Here is a 13,943-nt window from a genome sequence, read left to right as displayed (position 1 = left end):
CCTCCAAAAGAAATGTGGTAATCTTTCGACCCAATCATTATCTCGGTAACTCCATTCACTATGGCAGGAAATAAACCCTTCAACAAACAACAGACTGATGCTCGTGAGCGCGATCCCCAGGTCGCCGGGCTGAAAGTACCGCCGCACTCGATTGAAGCGGAACAGTCGGTGTTGGGCGGTTTAATGCTGGATAACGAACGCTGGGACGATGTCGCCGAGCGTGTGGTGGCGGAAGATTTTTATACCCGTCCGCACCGGCATATCTTCACGGAAATGCATCGCCTGCAGGAGATGGGAAAACCCATCGATCTGATCACGCTGGCTGAGTCGCTGGAAGTTCAGGGACAACTGGACAGCGTCGGCGGTTTTGCTTACCTGGCTGAGTTGTCTAAAAACACGCCAAGTGCGGCGAACATTAGCGCTTATGCGGATATCGTCCGCGAACGCGCCGTTGTTCGTGACATGATTTCAGTTGCAAACGAAATCGCGGAAGCCGGTTTTGATCCGCAAGGACGCTCCAGTGAAGATCTGTTGGACCTTGCAGAATCCCGTGTCTTTAAAATCGCGGAAAGCCGCGCTAATAAAGACGAAGGCCCGAAAAATATTACTGACGTGCTCGACGCCACCGTCGCGCGTATCGAGCAGCTGTTCCAGCAACCGCACGACGGCGTCACCGGGGTGAACACCGGTTATGACGACCTCAATAAAAAGACGGCTGGTTTGCAGCCGTCAGACTTAATTATCGTCGCCGCGCGTCCGTCGATGGGTAAAACGACATTTGCAATGAACCTCGTCGAAAATGCGGCAATGTTGCAGGATAAGCCGGTTCTTATCTTTAGTCTTGAAATGCCCTCAGAACAGATCATGATGCGTTCCCTGGCCTCGCTCTCACGCGTAGACCAAACCAAAATTCGTACCGGTCAACTGGATGATGAAGACTGGGCGCGAATTTCCGGAACAATGGGTATTTTGCTGGAGAAACGAAACATCTATATTGATGACTCCTCCGGCCTGACGCCTACGGAAGTGCGCTCGCGTGCCCGTCGTATCGCCCGTGAACATGGCGGTATCGGACTTATCATGATCGACTACCTGCAACTGATGCGCGTACCGTCGCTCTCCGACAACCGTACGCTGGAAATTGCAGAAATCTCCCGCTCGCTGAAAGCGTTAGCGAAAGAACTGCATGTACCGGTGGTGGCGCTGTCGCAGCTTAACCGCTCTCTGGAACAACGTGCCGACAAGCGTCCGGTCAACTCGGATCTGCGTGAGTCTGGCTCCATCGAGCAGGATGCCGACTTAATCATGTTTATCTATCGTGATGAGGTTTATCACGAAAACAGCGACCTGAAAGGGATCGCGGAAATCATTATTGGTAAGCAACGTAACGGCCCGATCGGTACGGTGCGCCTGACGTTTAACGGTCAGTGGTCGCGATTCGACAACTATGCCGGTCCTCAATATGACGATGAGTAATTTCTAAGGAATACAAATGCAAGCGGCAACTGTAGTTATTAACCGCCGCGCTCTGCGACACAACCTGCAACGTCTGCGTGAACTGGCTCCAGCCAGCAAACTGGTTGCGGTCGTGAAAGCGAACGCCTACGGCCATGGTCTGTTAGAGACCGCGCGAACGCTCCCCGATGCGGACGCTTTTGGTGTCGCTCGTCTTGAAGAAGCCCTGCGCTTGCGAGCGGGAGGGATCACGCAGCCCATCCTGCTGCTGGAGGGATTTTTTGATGCCTCCGATCTGCCGACTATTTCCGCGCAGCGCCTGCATACTGCCGTCCACAACCAGGAGCAGCTCGAAGCCCTGGAAGCCGCTAAACTGGCTGAACCCGTTACCGTCTGGATGAAGCTCGATACCGGTATGCATCGCCTGGGCGTACGCCCTGAGCAGGCCGAGGCGTTTTATCAGCGCTTAACACAGTGTGAAAACGTGCGTCAGCCGGTCAATATCGTCAGCCACTTTGCTCGTGCGGACGAGCCTGAGTGTGGCGCGACCGAAAAACAGCTCGATATCTTCAACAGTTTTTGTGAAGGCAAACCGGGGCAGCGTTCGATTGCCGCGTCGGGTGGTATTTTGCTGTGGCCGCAGTCTCACTTCGACTGGGCGCGTCCGGGGCTGATTCTGTATGGCGTATCGCCACTGGAAAATCACTCCATCGGTGCTGATTTTGGCTGCCAGCCGGTAATGTCGCTGACCTCAAGCCTGATTGCGGTGCGTGAGCACAAAGCGGGCGAGCCGGTTGGTTATGGGGGAACCTGGCTGAGTGAGCGTGACACGCGTCTTGGCGTGGTAGCGATGGGCTATGGCGATGGTTACCCGCGCGCAGCGCCTTCGGGGACGCCGGTACTGGTCAATGGCCGTGAAGTGCCGATCGTCGGTCGCGTCGCGATGGATATGATTTGCGTCGATTTAGGCCCCGAAGCGCAGGATAAAGCCGGTGATTCGGTGATTCTGTGGGGCGAGGGCTTGCCCGTTGAACGCATTGCTGAAATGACGAAAGTAAGTGCTTACGAACTTATTACGCGCCTGACCTCAAGGGTAGCGATGAAGTATATCGATTAGCAGCATGATGTGCCGGACAGGTGGTTACGCCGCCTTCCGGCAATATTCCTCTCAACATCCTCTCGATCTTCTCCCACTTCCGGTTTATTGTGTTCGTAACCCCTGCCTGTAAACCCGGAGAACCACACGTGTTTCAAAAAGTTGACGCCTACGCCGGCGACCCGATCTTATCGCTCATGGAGCGCTTCAAAGAAGATTCACGTAGCGACAAAGTGAATCTCAGCATCGGCCTGTATTACAACGAAGACGGCATTATTCCTCAGCTTAAAGCTGTGGCGGAAGCGGAAGCCCGCCTCAATGCCAAACCGCATGGCGCTTCGCTGTATCTGCCGATGGAAGGTCTGAACACGTATCGTCATACTATTGCGCCGCTGCTATTTGGCGCAGAACATCCGGTTCTCCAGCAGCAGCGCGTCGCAACCATTCAGACGCTGGGCGGCTCTGGTGCGTTAAAGGTTGGCGCAGACTTCCTGAAACGTTATTTCCCTGATTCTGGCGTGTGGGTCAGCGATCCGACCTGGGAAAACCATATCGCGATTTTTGAAGGTGCCGGATTCGAAGTAAGCACTTACCCATGGTATGACGACACGACCAACGGTGTGCGTTTCAACGACCTGCTGGCAACGCTGAATACCCTACCGGCGCGCAGCATCGTGCTGCTACATCCGTGCTGCCATAACCCGACAGGGGCGGATTTAACGCCTGCGCAGTGGGATAGCGTTATTGAGATCCTGAAAGCACGCGAGCTGATTCCGTTCCTGGACATTGCTTACCAGGGCTTTGGTGGTGGAATGGAAGACGATGCCTATGCGATTCGCGCCATTGCCAGCGCCGGATTGCCTGCTCTGGTCAGTAACTCATTCTCGAAGATTTTCTCCTTATACGGCGAGCGTGTCGGTGGACTGTCAGTGGTATGTGAAGACGCTGAAGCCGCCAGCCGCGTGTTGGGGCAGCTAAAAGCGACGGTGCGTCGGAACTACTCCAGCCCGCCAAACTTTGGTGCGCAGGTAGTTGCCGCGGTACTGGGTGATGACGCGCTGAAAGCCAGTTGGCTGGCGGAAGTTGAAGAGATGCGTACCCGCATTCTGGCGATGCGCCAGGAGTTGGTTAACGTATTGAATACGGAGATCCCAGGCCGTAACTTTGACTATCTGCTGCAACAGCGCGGGATGTTCAGCTATACCGGGCTTAGCGCAGCCCAGGTTGATCGTCTGCGCGATGAGTTCGGTGTATACCTGATCGCCAGCGGTCGCATGTGCGTGGCCGGGTTGAATCACGGTAACGTGCAGCGCGTGGCGAAGGCATTTGCCGCCGTCATGTAACCGACTTTGCAGGCCTGATAAGCGTCGCGCCATCAGGCCTTTTTCCAATGTGATCGTGCTCCTTTTCCAGGACAAAACCAGAGAAAATCCTTCCTTTCCCTCCCCCTAAGGGGTAAGGTCAGATAGTTTTTTGACCAGTTGTTAATAAAAAAATGATAACTAACTGACTACTTAGGGAAAAATATGCGCAAGTTTACGTTGGCACTGAGTGCCGTTTGTTTATTGTTCACGCTAAATCAGCCAGCCCAGGCACTCGTTTCTTCTCCCTCTCAGCTCAATCCAGGCACTAACGTTGCAAAGCTCGCTGAGCAGGCTCCCATTCACTGGGTCTCCGTGGCACAAATTGAAAACAGCCTGACCGGACGTCCGCCGATGGCCGTCGGGTTTGATATCGATGACACAGTCCTCTTTTCCAGCCCAGGCTTCTGGCGCGGTAAAAAAACGTATTCTCCGGACAGTGAGGATTACCTGAAGAATCCGGCCTTCTGGGAAAAAATGAACAATGGCTGGGACGAGTTTAGTATTCCAAAAGAAGTCGCGCGCCAACTGATTGATATGCACGTGCGTCGCGGTGACAGCATCTTTTTCGTGACCGGGCGTAGCCAGACGAAGACTGAAACGGTGTCGAAAACGTTGTCTGATAACTTTCACATCCCAGCTGGAAATATGAATCCGGTCATTTTTGCCGGCGACAAGCCGGGTCAGAACACCAAAACGCAGTGGCTGCAGGATAAAAATATCCGCATGTTCTACGGTGACTCCGATAATGACATTACCGCCGCTCGCGACGTGGGTATTCGCGGTATTCGCATTTTGCGCGCCTCTAACTCCACTTATAAGCCGCTGCCACAGGCCGGTGCGTTTGGTGAAGAGGTGATCGTCAACTCGGAATATTGAGGACGCTGGCTGCGGATTGCTGTTTTTTTAAACAAATTTACATTGCTGGCTTTTACCTTTTGCGGACTTGCTGCACACTGAATAAAAGATGTTCTCATGAGGCAATATGCTGGTAAGGGGAATAAAGATGACGAATTCGGAGTTGCTGCAATACTGCATGGCAAAAACGGGCGCAGAACAGAGCGTTCACAGTGACTGGAAGGCCACGCAAATCAAAGTCGAAGATGTGCTTTTTGCCATGGTAAAAGAGGTGGAAGAACGCCCGGCGGTGTCTCTGAAAACCAGCCCTGAACTGGCAGAACTGTTGCGCCAGCAGCATAGCGATGTTCGGCCAAGCAGGCATCTCAATAAGGCGCACTGGAGTACGGTGTATCTGGACGGCTCGCTGCCGGATTCACAGATTTATTATCTGGTCGACGCCTCTTATCAGCAGGCTGTGAACACGTTGCCGGAAGATAAACGCCGGATACTGACGCAGCCCTGATCCGGTTCGCCGGATGCGGCGCAAGCACCTTATCCGGCCTACAGGCTTTATGCATGTTCTGTAGTTTCGTAGGCCTGATAAGCGTAGCGCCATCAGGCACAACCGTAGCCGGATGCGGCGCAAGCGCCTTATCCGGCCTACAGGCTTTAAACTGGTCTGTAGTTTCGTAGGCCTGATAAGCGCAGTGCCATCAGGCACAACGGTTGCCGGATGCGGCGCAAGCGCCTTATCCGCCCTACAGGCTTTATGCCTGGTCTGTAGTTTCGTAGGCGCTGATAAGCGCAGCGCCATCAGGCACAACGGTTGCCGGATGCGGCGCAAGCGCCTTATCCGGCCTACAGGCTTTATGCGTATTCTGTAGTTTCGTAGTTGCTGATAAGTGCAGTGCCATCAGGCACAACTGTTGTCGGATGCGGCGCAAGCACCTTATCCGGCCTACAGGCTTTATACCTGGTCTGTAGTTTCGTAGGCCTGATAAGCGCAGCGCCATCAGGCACAACCGTAGCCGGATGCGGTGTAAGCGCCTTATCCGGCCTACAGGCTTTAAACTGGTCTGTAGTTTCGTAGGCCTGATAAGCGCAGCGCCATCAGGCATAACGGTTGCCGGATGCGGCGCAAGCACCTTATCCGGCCTACAGGCTTTATACCTGATCTGTAGTTTCGTAGGCCTGATAAGCGTAGCGCCATCAGGCACAACGGTTGCCGGATGCGGCGCAAGCGCCTTATCCGGCCTACAGGCTTTATGCGTATTCTGTAGTTTCGTAGGTGCTGATAAGCGCAGTGCCATCAGGCACAACGGTTGCCGGATGCGGCGCAAGCGCCTTATCCGGCCGACAAGCTTTATACCTGATCTGTAGTTTCGTAGGCCTGATAAGCGTAGCGCCATCAGGCACAACGGTTGCCGGATGCGGCGTAAGCGCCTTATCCGGCCGACAAGCTTTATGCATATTCTGTAGGCCAGACAAGTGTTGCGTAATTACAACAGCGGTTTGAGGAAGCGGGCCGTGTGTGAGGCTTCACACTCAGCGACCGTTTCTGGTGTGCCGGAGACAAGGATTTCGCCGCCGCCGCTGCCGCCTTCCGGACCGAGATCGACAATCCAGTCTGCGGTCTTAATCACGTCCAGATTGTGCTCAATCACTACGATGGTGTTGCCCTGATCCCGGAGTTGATGCAGCACGTCCAACAGTTGCTGAATATCCGCAAAATGCAGACCGGTGGTCGGCTCATCGAGAATATACAGCGTTTGCCCGGTACCGCGTTTGGACAGTTCGCGCGCCAGCTTCACGCGCTGTGCTTCACCGCCCGAGAGCGTGGTAGCGGACTGGCCCAGTCGAATGTACGTCAGGCCAACGTCCATCAGCGTTTGCAGCTTACGTGCCAGCGCCGGAACGGCATCGAAGAACTCACGTGCTTCTTCAATCGTCATATCCAGCACTTCGTGGATAGTCTTGCCTTTGTACTTAATTTCTAACGTTTCGCGGTTATAGCGCTTGCCTTTGCACTGATCGCACGGCACGTAGATATCCGGCAGGAAGTGCATTTCGACTTTGATCACGCCGTCGCCCTGACAGGCTTCACAGCGTCCGCCACGGACGTTAAAGCTGAAACGCCCCGGCGTGTAACCGCGTGCTCGTGACTCCGGTACACCGGCAAACAGTTCGCGCACTGGCGTAAACACCCCGGTGTAGGTTGCCGGGTTAGAGCGCGGCGTACGGCCAATCGGGCTTTGGTCAATGTCGATCACTTTGTCGAAATGCTCCAGGCCTTGAACGTCGCGATACGGCGCAGGTTCAGCCAGCGTCGCACCGTTTAGCGCCGTCTGTGCAATCGGGAACAGTGTGTCGTTAATCAGCGTCGATTTACCCGAACCGGAAACACCGGTAATGCAGGTAAATAAACCTACCGGCAGCGTCAGGGTGACATCTTTCAGGTTGTTACCGCGTGCACCGGTGAGCTTCAGCACTTTCTCTGGGTCAGCCGCAACGCGCTGTTTAGGCACTTCAATCTTGCGTTTACCGCTCATGTACTGGCCGGTCAGCGACTCAGGCACTGCCATGATGTCGTCGAGTGTCCCTTCGGCGACGACCTGACCGCCGTGAACACCCGCGCCCGGGCCGATATCGATAACGTGGTCAGCGGCGCGAATCGCGTCTTCATCGTGCTCGACCACAATAACGGTATTACCCAGATTACGCAGGTGGATAAGCGTACCCAGCAGACGTTCGTTATCGCGCTGGTGCAGGCCAATAGACGGCTCATCCAGTACGTACATTACACCGACCAGACCCGCGCCGATCTGGCTTGCCAGGCGAATACGCTGGGCCTCACCACCGGAGAGTGTTTCTGCTGAACGCGATAGCGTCAGGTAGTTGAGGCCGACGTTGACCAGGAACTTCAGACGATCGCCAATCTCTTTAAGAATTTTCTCGGCAATCTTCGCCCGCTGACCCGCAAGCTTCAGATTGTTGAAGAAATCCATTGCATGACCGATGCTCATGTCAGAAATCGCAGGCAGCGGCGTATTTTCAACAAATACGTGACGGGCTTCCCGGCGTAAACGCGTCCCTTCACAGCTGGCGCAAGGACGGTTACTGATGAACTTGGCTAATTCTTCACGTACAGCGCTGGATTCCGTCTCTTTATAGCGGCGCTCCATATTGTGCAATACGCCTTCGAACGGATGGCGACGTACGGACGTATCACCGCGATCGTTCATGTATTTAAATTCGATATTCTCTTTACCGGAACCGCACAGTACCACTTTATGCACAGCAGGGTTCAGGCTGGCCCACGGGGCTTCAACGTCGAATTTATAGTGTTCCGCCAGAGACTTAAGCATCTGGAAGTAATAGAAGTTACGGCGATCCCAACCGCGGATAGCACCACCGGCCAGCGACAGTTCCGGGTTTTGGATCACCCGATCAGGATCGAAATATTGCTGCACGCCGAGACCGTCACAGGTTGGACACGCGCCCGCCGGGTTGTTAAACGAGAACAGCCGCGGTTCCAGTTCGCGCATGCTATAGCCGCAGATAGGGCAGGCGAAGTTGGCGGAGAACAGCAGCTCTTCCGCTTTCGGATCGTCCATATCGGCAACGACCGCCGTGCCGCCGGACAGTTCCAGCGCGGTTTCAAAGGATTCCGCCAGTCGTTGGGTGAGATCGTCACGGACTTTAAAGCGGTCAATCACCACTTCAATGGTGTGTTTCTTTTGCAGCTCAAGCTTGGGCGGATCGGAAAGGTCACAGACTTCTCCGTCGATACGGGCGCGGATATAGCCCTGGCCTGCCAGGTTTTCCAGCGTTTTGGTGTGCTCGCCTTTACGCTCTTTGATCACCGGCGCCAGCAGCATCAGCCGCTTACCTTCCGGCTGCGACAGGACGTTATCCACCATCTGGCTTACGGTCTGCGCTGCCAGGGGAACGTCGTGATCCGGACAGCGCGGCTCGCCAACGCGGGCAAACAGCAGACGCAGATAGTCGTGAATTTCGGTAATTGTACCTACCGTGGATCGCGGGTTATGGGACGTCGATTTTTGTTCAATTGAGATGGCAGGAGAGAGCCCCTCAATGTGGTCGACGTCCGGTTTTTCCATCAGCGACAGAAATTGACGCGCGTACGCGGAAAGGGATTCAACGTAACGACGCTGCCCTTCGGCATATAAGGTGTCGAAAGCGAGCGAAGATTTGCCTGAGCCCGAAAGCCCGGTGACGACAATCAGCTTGTCGCGCGGGATGACGAGGTTGATGTTTTTGAGATTATGGGTGCGGGCGCCCCGAACTTCGATCTTATCCATTCATCTTTCCCGGATTAAACGCTTTTTTGCCTGGCTGCATGGTGCTACCGGCGATCACAAACGGTTAATTATGACACAACCTGACCTGAATGGATATACAGTATTGGAATGCAAAACGCAGACGTCTGTGCAACAATGTCTGGCTGGGGTTGTTTACTGGAATCAACTTCGCAACGTAGTAAAAGCGCTATTGGAAATGCTACAATCCCGCGCTTACACTTATTCAGTAACGTTTTTCAGGAGACACGATCATGGCCAGCAGAGGCGTAAACAAGGTGATTCTCGTCGGTAATCTGGGCCAGGACCCGGAAGTACGCTATATGCCGAATGGTGGCGCAGTTGCCAACATTACGCTGGCTACTTCCGAATCCTGGCGTGATAAAGCGACCGGTGAAATGAAAGAGCAGACTGAATGGCACCGTGTTGTGCTGTTTGGCAAACTGGCGGAAGTGGCCAGCGAATATCTGCGTAAAGGTTCTCAGGTCTATATCGAAGGTCAGCTGCGTACCCGCAAATGGACCGATCAGTCCGGCGTAGAAAAGTACACCACAGAAGTTGTGGTTAACGTTGGCGGCACCATGCAAATGCTGGGTGGTCGTCAGGGTGGTGGTGCTCCGGCAGGTGGCGGTCAGCAGCAGGGCGGTTGGGGTCAACCTCAGCAGCCGCAGGGTGGCAACCAGTTCAGCGGCGGCGCGCAGTCTCGTCCGCAACAGTCAGCTCCGGCAGCGCCGTCTAACGAGCCGCCGATGGATTTCGACGACGATATTCCGTTCTAATCCCACTGCGCTACGCTGAAAATAATGGCTATCTCAAGACTGGGGTAGCCATATGCAATTTTGTTATCAGTTCAACACCATAGGCCAATCTGGCGGTGTGTGGCTCATCACGTCAACCATTACGGTTTCAATGTTCTTCCAGATAGCGGACATATCCACCAGGGTTATGCCGAGCAATCCAGTCGCAAACCAGCAGGCAAAAACCAGCCCCAAACCGCTGCTAATGACGGCCAGGCCAATATAATCTGATTTACGAAAACGGATATTGAGCGTACTGGCTAAAAACATCAGCACCGCGCTGAGTAGTTGCCACCGCAGAAGAACCACGCCAGTTGTTATTGTCGCCATGAAAAACGTCCTCAGAAAGTCTTGATGCCCATGACAGCGCGGGGGTGTTCACCGAGGGTGTAGTACTCTGGCTCTCGACGGGCAATAACATGAATGAAACATTGTTTCTGTTACATGATTTTTGTGAACTATATCACATCTGGTCGTTTGTTCACCAGTATTGGCCGTTATTTTTGCAGGCTTATAACCACCCTAAATGTGTGGTTTTGTTTAATGAAGAGTTGATAATAAATAACCATGTTTTAAACATGTATTTAGTCTACTTGTTATATTTATCCTAAATTAAACGTTAAAAAAAATTAATGAATTTCTTAAATGCAGCCAGGATAATGCTCATAAAAAATTACTCCGTGGGGATAATAACGTTATGAAATAAGCATAACTTTAAGTTTGCCTTACGGAAAAATAATATCATCATCAACTATTATCAGACTTTTACATAGAGAAGTCTGTTGCTAAGGAAGGTGCGAACAAGTTCCTGATATGAGATCATCATATTCATCCGGAGCGCATCCCAGAGGGACATCATGAGCCATCAACTCACCTTCGCCGATAGTGAATTCAGCACTAAGCGCCGTCAGACCCGAAAAGAGATTTTCCTCTCCCGCATGGAGCAGATTCTGCCATGGCAGAATATGACCGCTGTCATCGAGCCGTTTTATCCCAAGGCGGGCAATGGCCGACGGCCCTATCCGCTGGAGACCATGCTGCGTATTCACTGCATGCAGCATTGGTACAACCTGAGCGACGGTGCCATGGAAGATGCCCTGTACGAAATCGCCTCCATGCGCCTGTTTGCCCGATTATCCCTGGATAGCGCCCTGCCGGATCGCACCACCATCATGAATTTCCGCCACCTGCTCGAGCAGCATCAACTGGCCCGTCAATTGTTCAAGACCATCAATCGCTGGCTGGCCGAAGCAGGCGTCATGATGACCCAAGGCACTTTGGTGGATGCCACCATCATTGAGGCACCCAGCTCTACCAAGAACAAAGAGCAGCAACGCGATCCGGAGATGCATCAGACCAAGAAAGGCAATCAGTGGCACTTTGGCATGAAGGCCCACATTGGTGTCGATGCCAAGAGTGGCCTGACCCACAGCCTAGTCACCACCGCGGCCAACGAGCATGACCTCAATCAGCTGGGTAATCTGCTTCATGGAGAGGAGCAATTTGTCTCAGCCGATGCCGGCTACCAAGGAGCGCCACAGCGCGAGGAGCTGGCCGAGGTGGATGTGGACTGGCTGATCGCCGAGCGTCCCGGCAGGGTAAAAACCTTGAAGCAGCATCCGCGCAAGAACAAAACGGCCATCAACATCGAATACATGAAAGCCAGCATCCGTGCCAGGGTGGAGCACCCGTTTCGCATCATCAAGCGGCAGTTCGGCTTCGTGAAAGCCAGATACAAAGGGCTGCTGAAAAACGATAACCAACTGGCGATGTTATTCACCCTGGCCAACCTGTTTCGGGTGGACCAAATGATACGTCAGTGGGAGAGATCTCAGTAAAAACCGGAAATAACGCCAGAAATGGTGGAAAAAATAGCCTAAATAGGCTGATTCGATGTGTTTGCGGGAAAAAAATCGGCCCAGATCCGCGAAATTTTAATCAGCGAGTCAGCTTGGGAAGAAATGACCTGCTTATTCGCACCTTCCCTAATACTGATAGATTCATGCAACTTAATCAGTCGGTGTTTATAGCATCCTGCCTTGATGGGTTCTGGCATATACGAAACAGGGAAATAGGGCTGACATGAATCACAGTGCGCGACGCAAGATGCTGAAGTTCCTGGGAACATTCATGGTGGTATTGTTCCCCGTGGTGCTGGCGATATGGTTTGCGCACATCCGGGCGATGACCGAAACCCATAGCCAACTCCGCTCTTTTGCTCAACTGGTGTTAAATAAAACAGAATTGGTGATCCTACAAGCTGATTTGGCGCGTGATATGGCCCAGTTGTATCAGGGTAAGATGTGTACCCCGGCACATCAGAAAAGTATGCTAAATATTATTCGCGGTCGTTTATATATCAGTGAGCTAATTTATGCGCAGGGCGATCACTTTTTGTGCTCTACGTCGATGGCGCCGCCTGTTACTTATATTATGCCGACAGCCGATTATAAACGTACGCCGGATATCGCCATCTATTACTACCGCGATACCCCTTTTTTCGCTGGCTACAGAATGACGTACATGCAACGCGGAAACTACGTCGCAGTCATCAATCCATTGTCCTACAGCGAAGTCATGTCAGATGATCCGGATCTCTCCTGGGGCGTGTATGACACAGTAACGGATACGTTTTTCTCTGCCAGCGAAGCGGCAAATATTGCGCAATTCGCACCGCTCATACGCGGTGAAGCCTCGACCTTTCAACAAGACGATCGCTTCTACACCATCGTGCATTCAGAAAAACGTCCAATTGCGATTATTGTGTCGACCTCAGACAACCGCGTAAGTCAGATTTTCTATCACGAGGCGGCATTAACCATTCCCTTCGGGATTATCTGCAGCATCCTGATACTGCTAATGTGGTGGCGCACGCGCCAGGAATACTTATCTCCCCGGCGCTTATTAAAACGCGCGATCAAAAAACGTCAGCTTTGCCTGCATTACCAGCCGATTATTGATATTAAAAATGGGCAATGTGTTGGTGCTGAAGCTCTGCTGCGCTGGCCGGGCTGTAAAGGTGAGGTGATGAGCCCGACGGAGTTTATTCCACTGGCTGAAAAAGAGGGAATGATTGAGCGGATCACGGATTATGTCGTTGAAGAGGTGTTCAACGATTTGGGGTATTTTCTTTCGGCGCATCCTCAGCTTTCTATATCGATTAACCTTTCCGCTTCTGACTTTCATTCATCCCGATTGATTGCTCTGATTAACGACAAAAATCGTGAGTACTCCGTGGCGGCCCAGCAAATTAAAGTCGAAGTGACCGAGCGTGGGTTCATAGATGTACATAAAATGACCCCCGTAATCCAAGCGTTCCGCAAAGCGGGTTATGAAGTGGCATTTGATGATTTTGGCACGGGATATTCCAATCTGCATAATTTGTCAGCGCTGAATGTCGATATCCTGAAGATCGACAAATCGTTTATTAGCACGTTATCCACTAACAGCACCAGTCACTTGATTGCCGAACATATTATTGAGATGGCACAAAGCTTACACCTGAAGACGATTGCGGAAGGGGTGGAAACGAAGGAGCAAATCGAATGGCTGCTTGAACGCGGCGTACAGTATTGTCAGGGCTGGTATTTTGCGAAGGCGCTGCCGCCGCAGGAGTTCATGCACTGGATACAACGGTCGCCCGCCATACTGACGCAGAGCGGGCAATAATCTTACAGACGATGGCGGTAGTCGCTGGGAGTACGATCAAATTCGCGGCGAAACACACGCGAGAAGGTTTGTTGCGACACATAACCAAGATCCATCGCGATATCAAAAATAGGTCGCTCAGTTGTCCGTAGTTCAACGGCGGCCAGCAAAAGTCGACGCTGGCGGATGTAGTCACCCAAGGTCTGGCGCGTCACCGTGCGGAACATTCTTTGTAAATACCACTTCGAGTAACCTGATTTTTTCGCCACCGCCTCAATGTTGAGCGGTTGATCGATATGTTCATCAATCCATTCAATAAGGGTCTGAATAATCTGCTGATGGGACATAGGGCTGCCTCTTTCTCAGTATTCGATTCGTCGTTTTGTCTGTGGGCGAGTATAATTCCTCAAGTTAACTTGAGGTAAAG

Annotated in this window: 11 protein-coding genes; 8 read left to right on the top strand and 3 right to left on the bottom strand. The window is 52.7% G+C overall.

What is annotated here, in order from left to right:
- Positions 1-60 precede the first annotated feature (60 nt).
- From dnaB to C2U43_RS23915, 5 genes are all read left to right on the top strand, one after another.
- Positions 61-1,476, top strand: a complete 1,416-nt coding sequence (dnaB, locus tag C2U43_RS23935; RefSeq protein WP_003826610.1) for a replicative DNA helicase — start codon at positions 61-63, stop codon at positions 1,474-1,476.
- Positions 1,477-1,492: 16 nt separating this feature from the next.
- Entirely contained in the window at positions 1,493-2,572 is a 1,080-nt protein-coding gene (alr, locus tag C2U43_RS23930) for an alanine racemase (protein ID WP_003826612.1), read from the top strand.
- A 128-nt stretch (positions 2,573-2,700) separates the two neighbouring features.
- A complete protein-coding gene (gene tyrB / locus C2U43_RS23925) occupies positions 2,701-3,894 on the top strand; it encodes an aromatic amino acid transaminase (RefSeq protein WP_100271645.1) in 1,194 nt (397 codons plus the stop codon).
- A gap of 183 nt (positions 3,895-4,077) precedes the next feature.
- On the top strand, positions 4,078-4,791 hold the full coding sequence (aphA, locus tag C2U43_RS23920; protein WP_003826615.1) for an acid phosphatase AphA: 714 nt from the start codon (positions 4,078-4,080) through the stop codon (positions 4,789-4,791).
- Between the two features lie 127 nt (positions 4,792-4,918).
- The gene (locus C2U43_RS23915) at positions 4,919-5,275 is read left to right on the top strand and encodes an MmcQ/YjbR family DNA-binding protein (RefSeq protein ID WP_008786927.1); all 357 of its coding nucleotides are present in this window, start codon (positions 4,919-4,921) and stop codon (positions 5,273-5,275) included.
- A gap of 976 nt (positions 5,276-6,251) precedes the next feature.
- On the opposite strand, the gene uvrA is transcribed toward C2U43_RS23915, so the two are convergent.
- Complete coding sequence (gene uvrA / locus C2U43_RS23900) at positions 6,252-9,074, bottom strand: excinuclease ABC subunit UvrA (RefSeq protein ID WP_103285885.1); 2,823 nt, start codon at positions 9,072-9,074, stop codon at positions 6,252-6,254.
- Between the two features lie 251 nt (positions 9,075-9,325).
- Here uvrA and ssb1 point away from each other — a divergent pair, with 251 nt between their 5' ends.
- Positions 9,326-9,850 (top strand): single-stranded DNA-binding protein SSB1, encoded by a 525-nt coding sequence (gene ssb1, locus C2U43_RS23890; RefSeq protein WP_003826621.1) that lies wholly within the window; start codon positions 9,326-9,328, stop codon positions 9,848-9,850.
- Positions 9,851-9,916: 66 nt separating this feature from the next.
- On the opposite strand, the gene C2U43_RS23885 is transcribed toward ssb1, so the two are convergent.
- Positions 9,917-10,198 (bottom strand): YjcB family protein, encoded by a 282-nt coding sequence (locus C2U43_RS23885; protein ID WP_003826625.1) that lies wholly within the window; start codon positions 10,196-10,198, stop codon positions 9,917-9,919.
- A gap of 527 nt (positions 10,199-10,725) precedes the next feature.
- On the opposite strand from C2U43_RS23885, the gene C2U43_RS23880 reads away from it, so the two are divergent.
- Positions 10,726-11,706, top strand: coding sequence for an IS5-like element ISKpn26 family transposase (locus C2U43_RS23880; RefSeq protein ID WP_000019450.1), 981 nt, complete (start codon positions 10,726-10,728; stop codon positions 11,704-11,706).
- Between the two features lie 244 nt (positions 11,707-11,950).
- On the top strand, positions 11,951-13,537 hold the full coding sequence (locus C2U43_RS23875) for an EAL domain-containing protein (RefSeq protein ID WP_048236344.1): 1,587 nt from the start codon (positions 11,951-11,953) through the stop codon (positions 13,535-13,537).
- Between the two features lie 2 nt (positions 13,538-13,539).
- Here the strand turns inward: C2U43_RS23875 and soxS are convergent, their stop codons facing one another.
- Entirely contained in the window at positions 13,540-13,863 is a 324-nt protein-coding gene (gene soxS, locus C2U43_RS23870) for a superoxide response transcriptional regulator SoxS (protein ID WP_003031731.1), read from the bottom strand.
- Positions 13,864-13,943 lie beyond the last annotated feature (80 nt).

The organism is Citrobacter freundii complex sp. CFNIH9 (assembly GCF_002903305.1).
Classification (GTDB): Bacteria; Pseudomonadota; Gammaproteobacteria; order Enterobacterales; family Enterobacteriaceae; genus Citrobacter; species Citrobacter portucalensis.
This window is presented reverse-complemented; position numbering and strand designations above follow the sequence as displayed.

Bases quoted from the DNA above. Each gene is read 5' to 3' on its own strand.
- C2U43_RS23885 (WP_003826625.1), bottom strand. From the start codon at position 10,198: ATGGCGACAATAACAACTGGCGTGGTTCTTCTGCGGTGGCAACTACTC.
- C2U43_RS23875 (WP_048236344.1), top strand. From the start codon at position 11,951: ATGAATCACAGTGCGCGACGCAAGATGCTGAAGTTCCTGGGAACATTC.
- C2U43_RS23915 (WP_008786927.1), top strand. From the start codon at position 4,919: ATGACGAATTCGGAGTTGCTGCAATACTGCATGGCAAAAACGGGCGCA.
- alr (WP_003826612.1), top strand. From the start codon at position 1,493: ATGCAAGCGGCAACTGTAGTTATTAACCGCCGCGCTCTGCGACACAAC.
- C2U43_RS23880 (WP_000019450.1), top strand. From the start codon at position 10,726: ATGAGCCATCAACTCACCTTCGCCGATAGTGAATTCAGCACTAAGCGC.
- aphA (WP_003826615.1), top strand. From the start codon at position 4,078: ATGCGCAAGTTTACGTTGGCACTGAGTGCCGTTTGTTTATTGTTCACG.
- dnaB (WP_003826610.1), top strand. From the start codon at position 61: ATGGCAGGAAATAAACCCTTCAACAAACAACAGACTGATGCTCGTGAG.
- soxS (WP_003031731.1), bottom strand. From the start codon at position 13,863: ATGTCCCATCAGCAGATTATTCAGACCCTTATTGAATGGATTGATGAA.
- uvrA (WP_103285885.1), bottom strand. From the start codon at position 9,074: ATGGATAAGATCGAAGTTCGGGGCGCCCGCACCCATAATCTCAAAAAC.
- ssb1 (WP_003826621.1), top strand. From the start codon at position 9,326: ATGGCCAGCAGAGGCGTAAACAAGGTGATTCTCGTCGGTAATCTGGGC.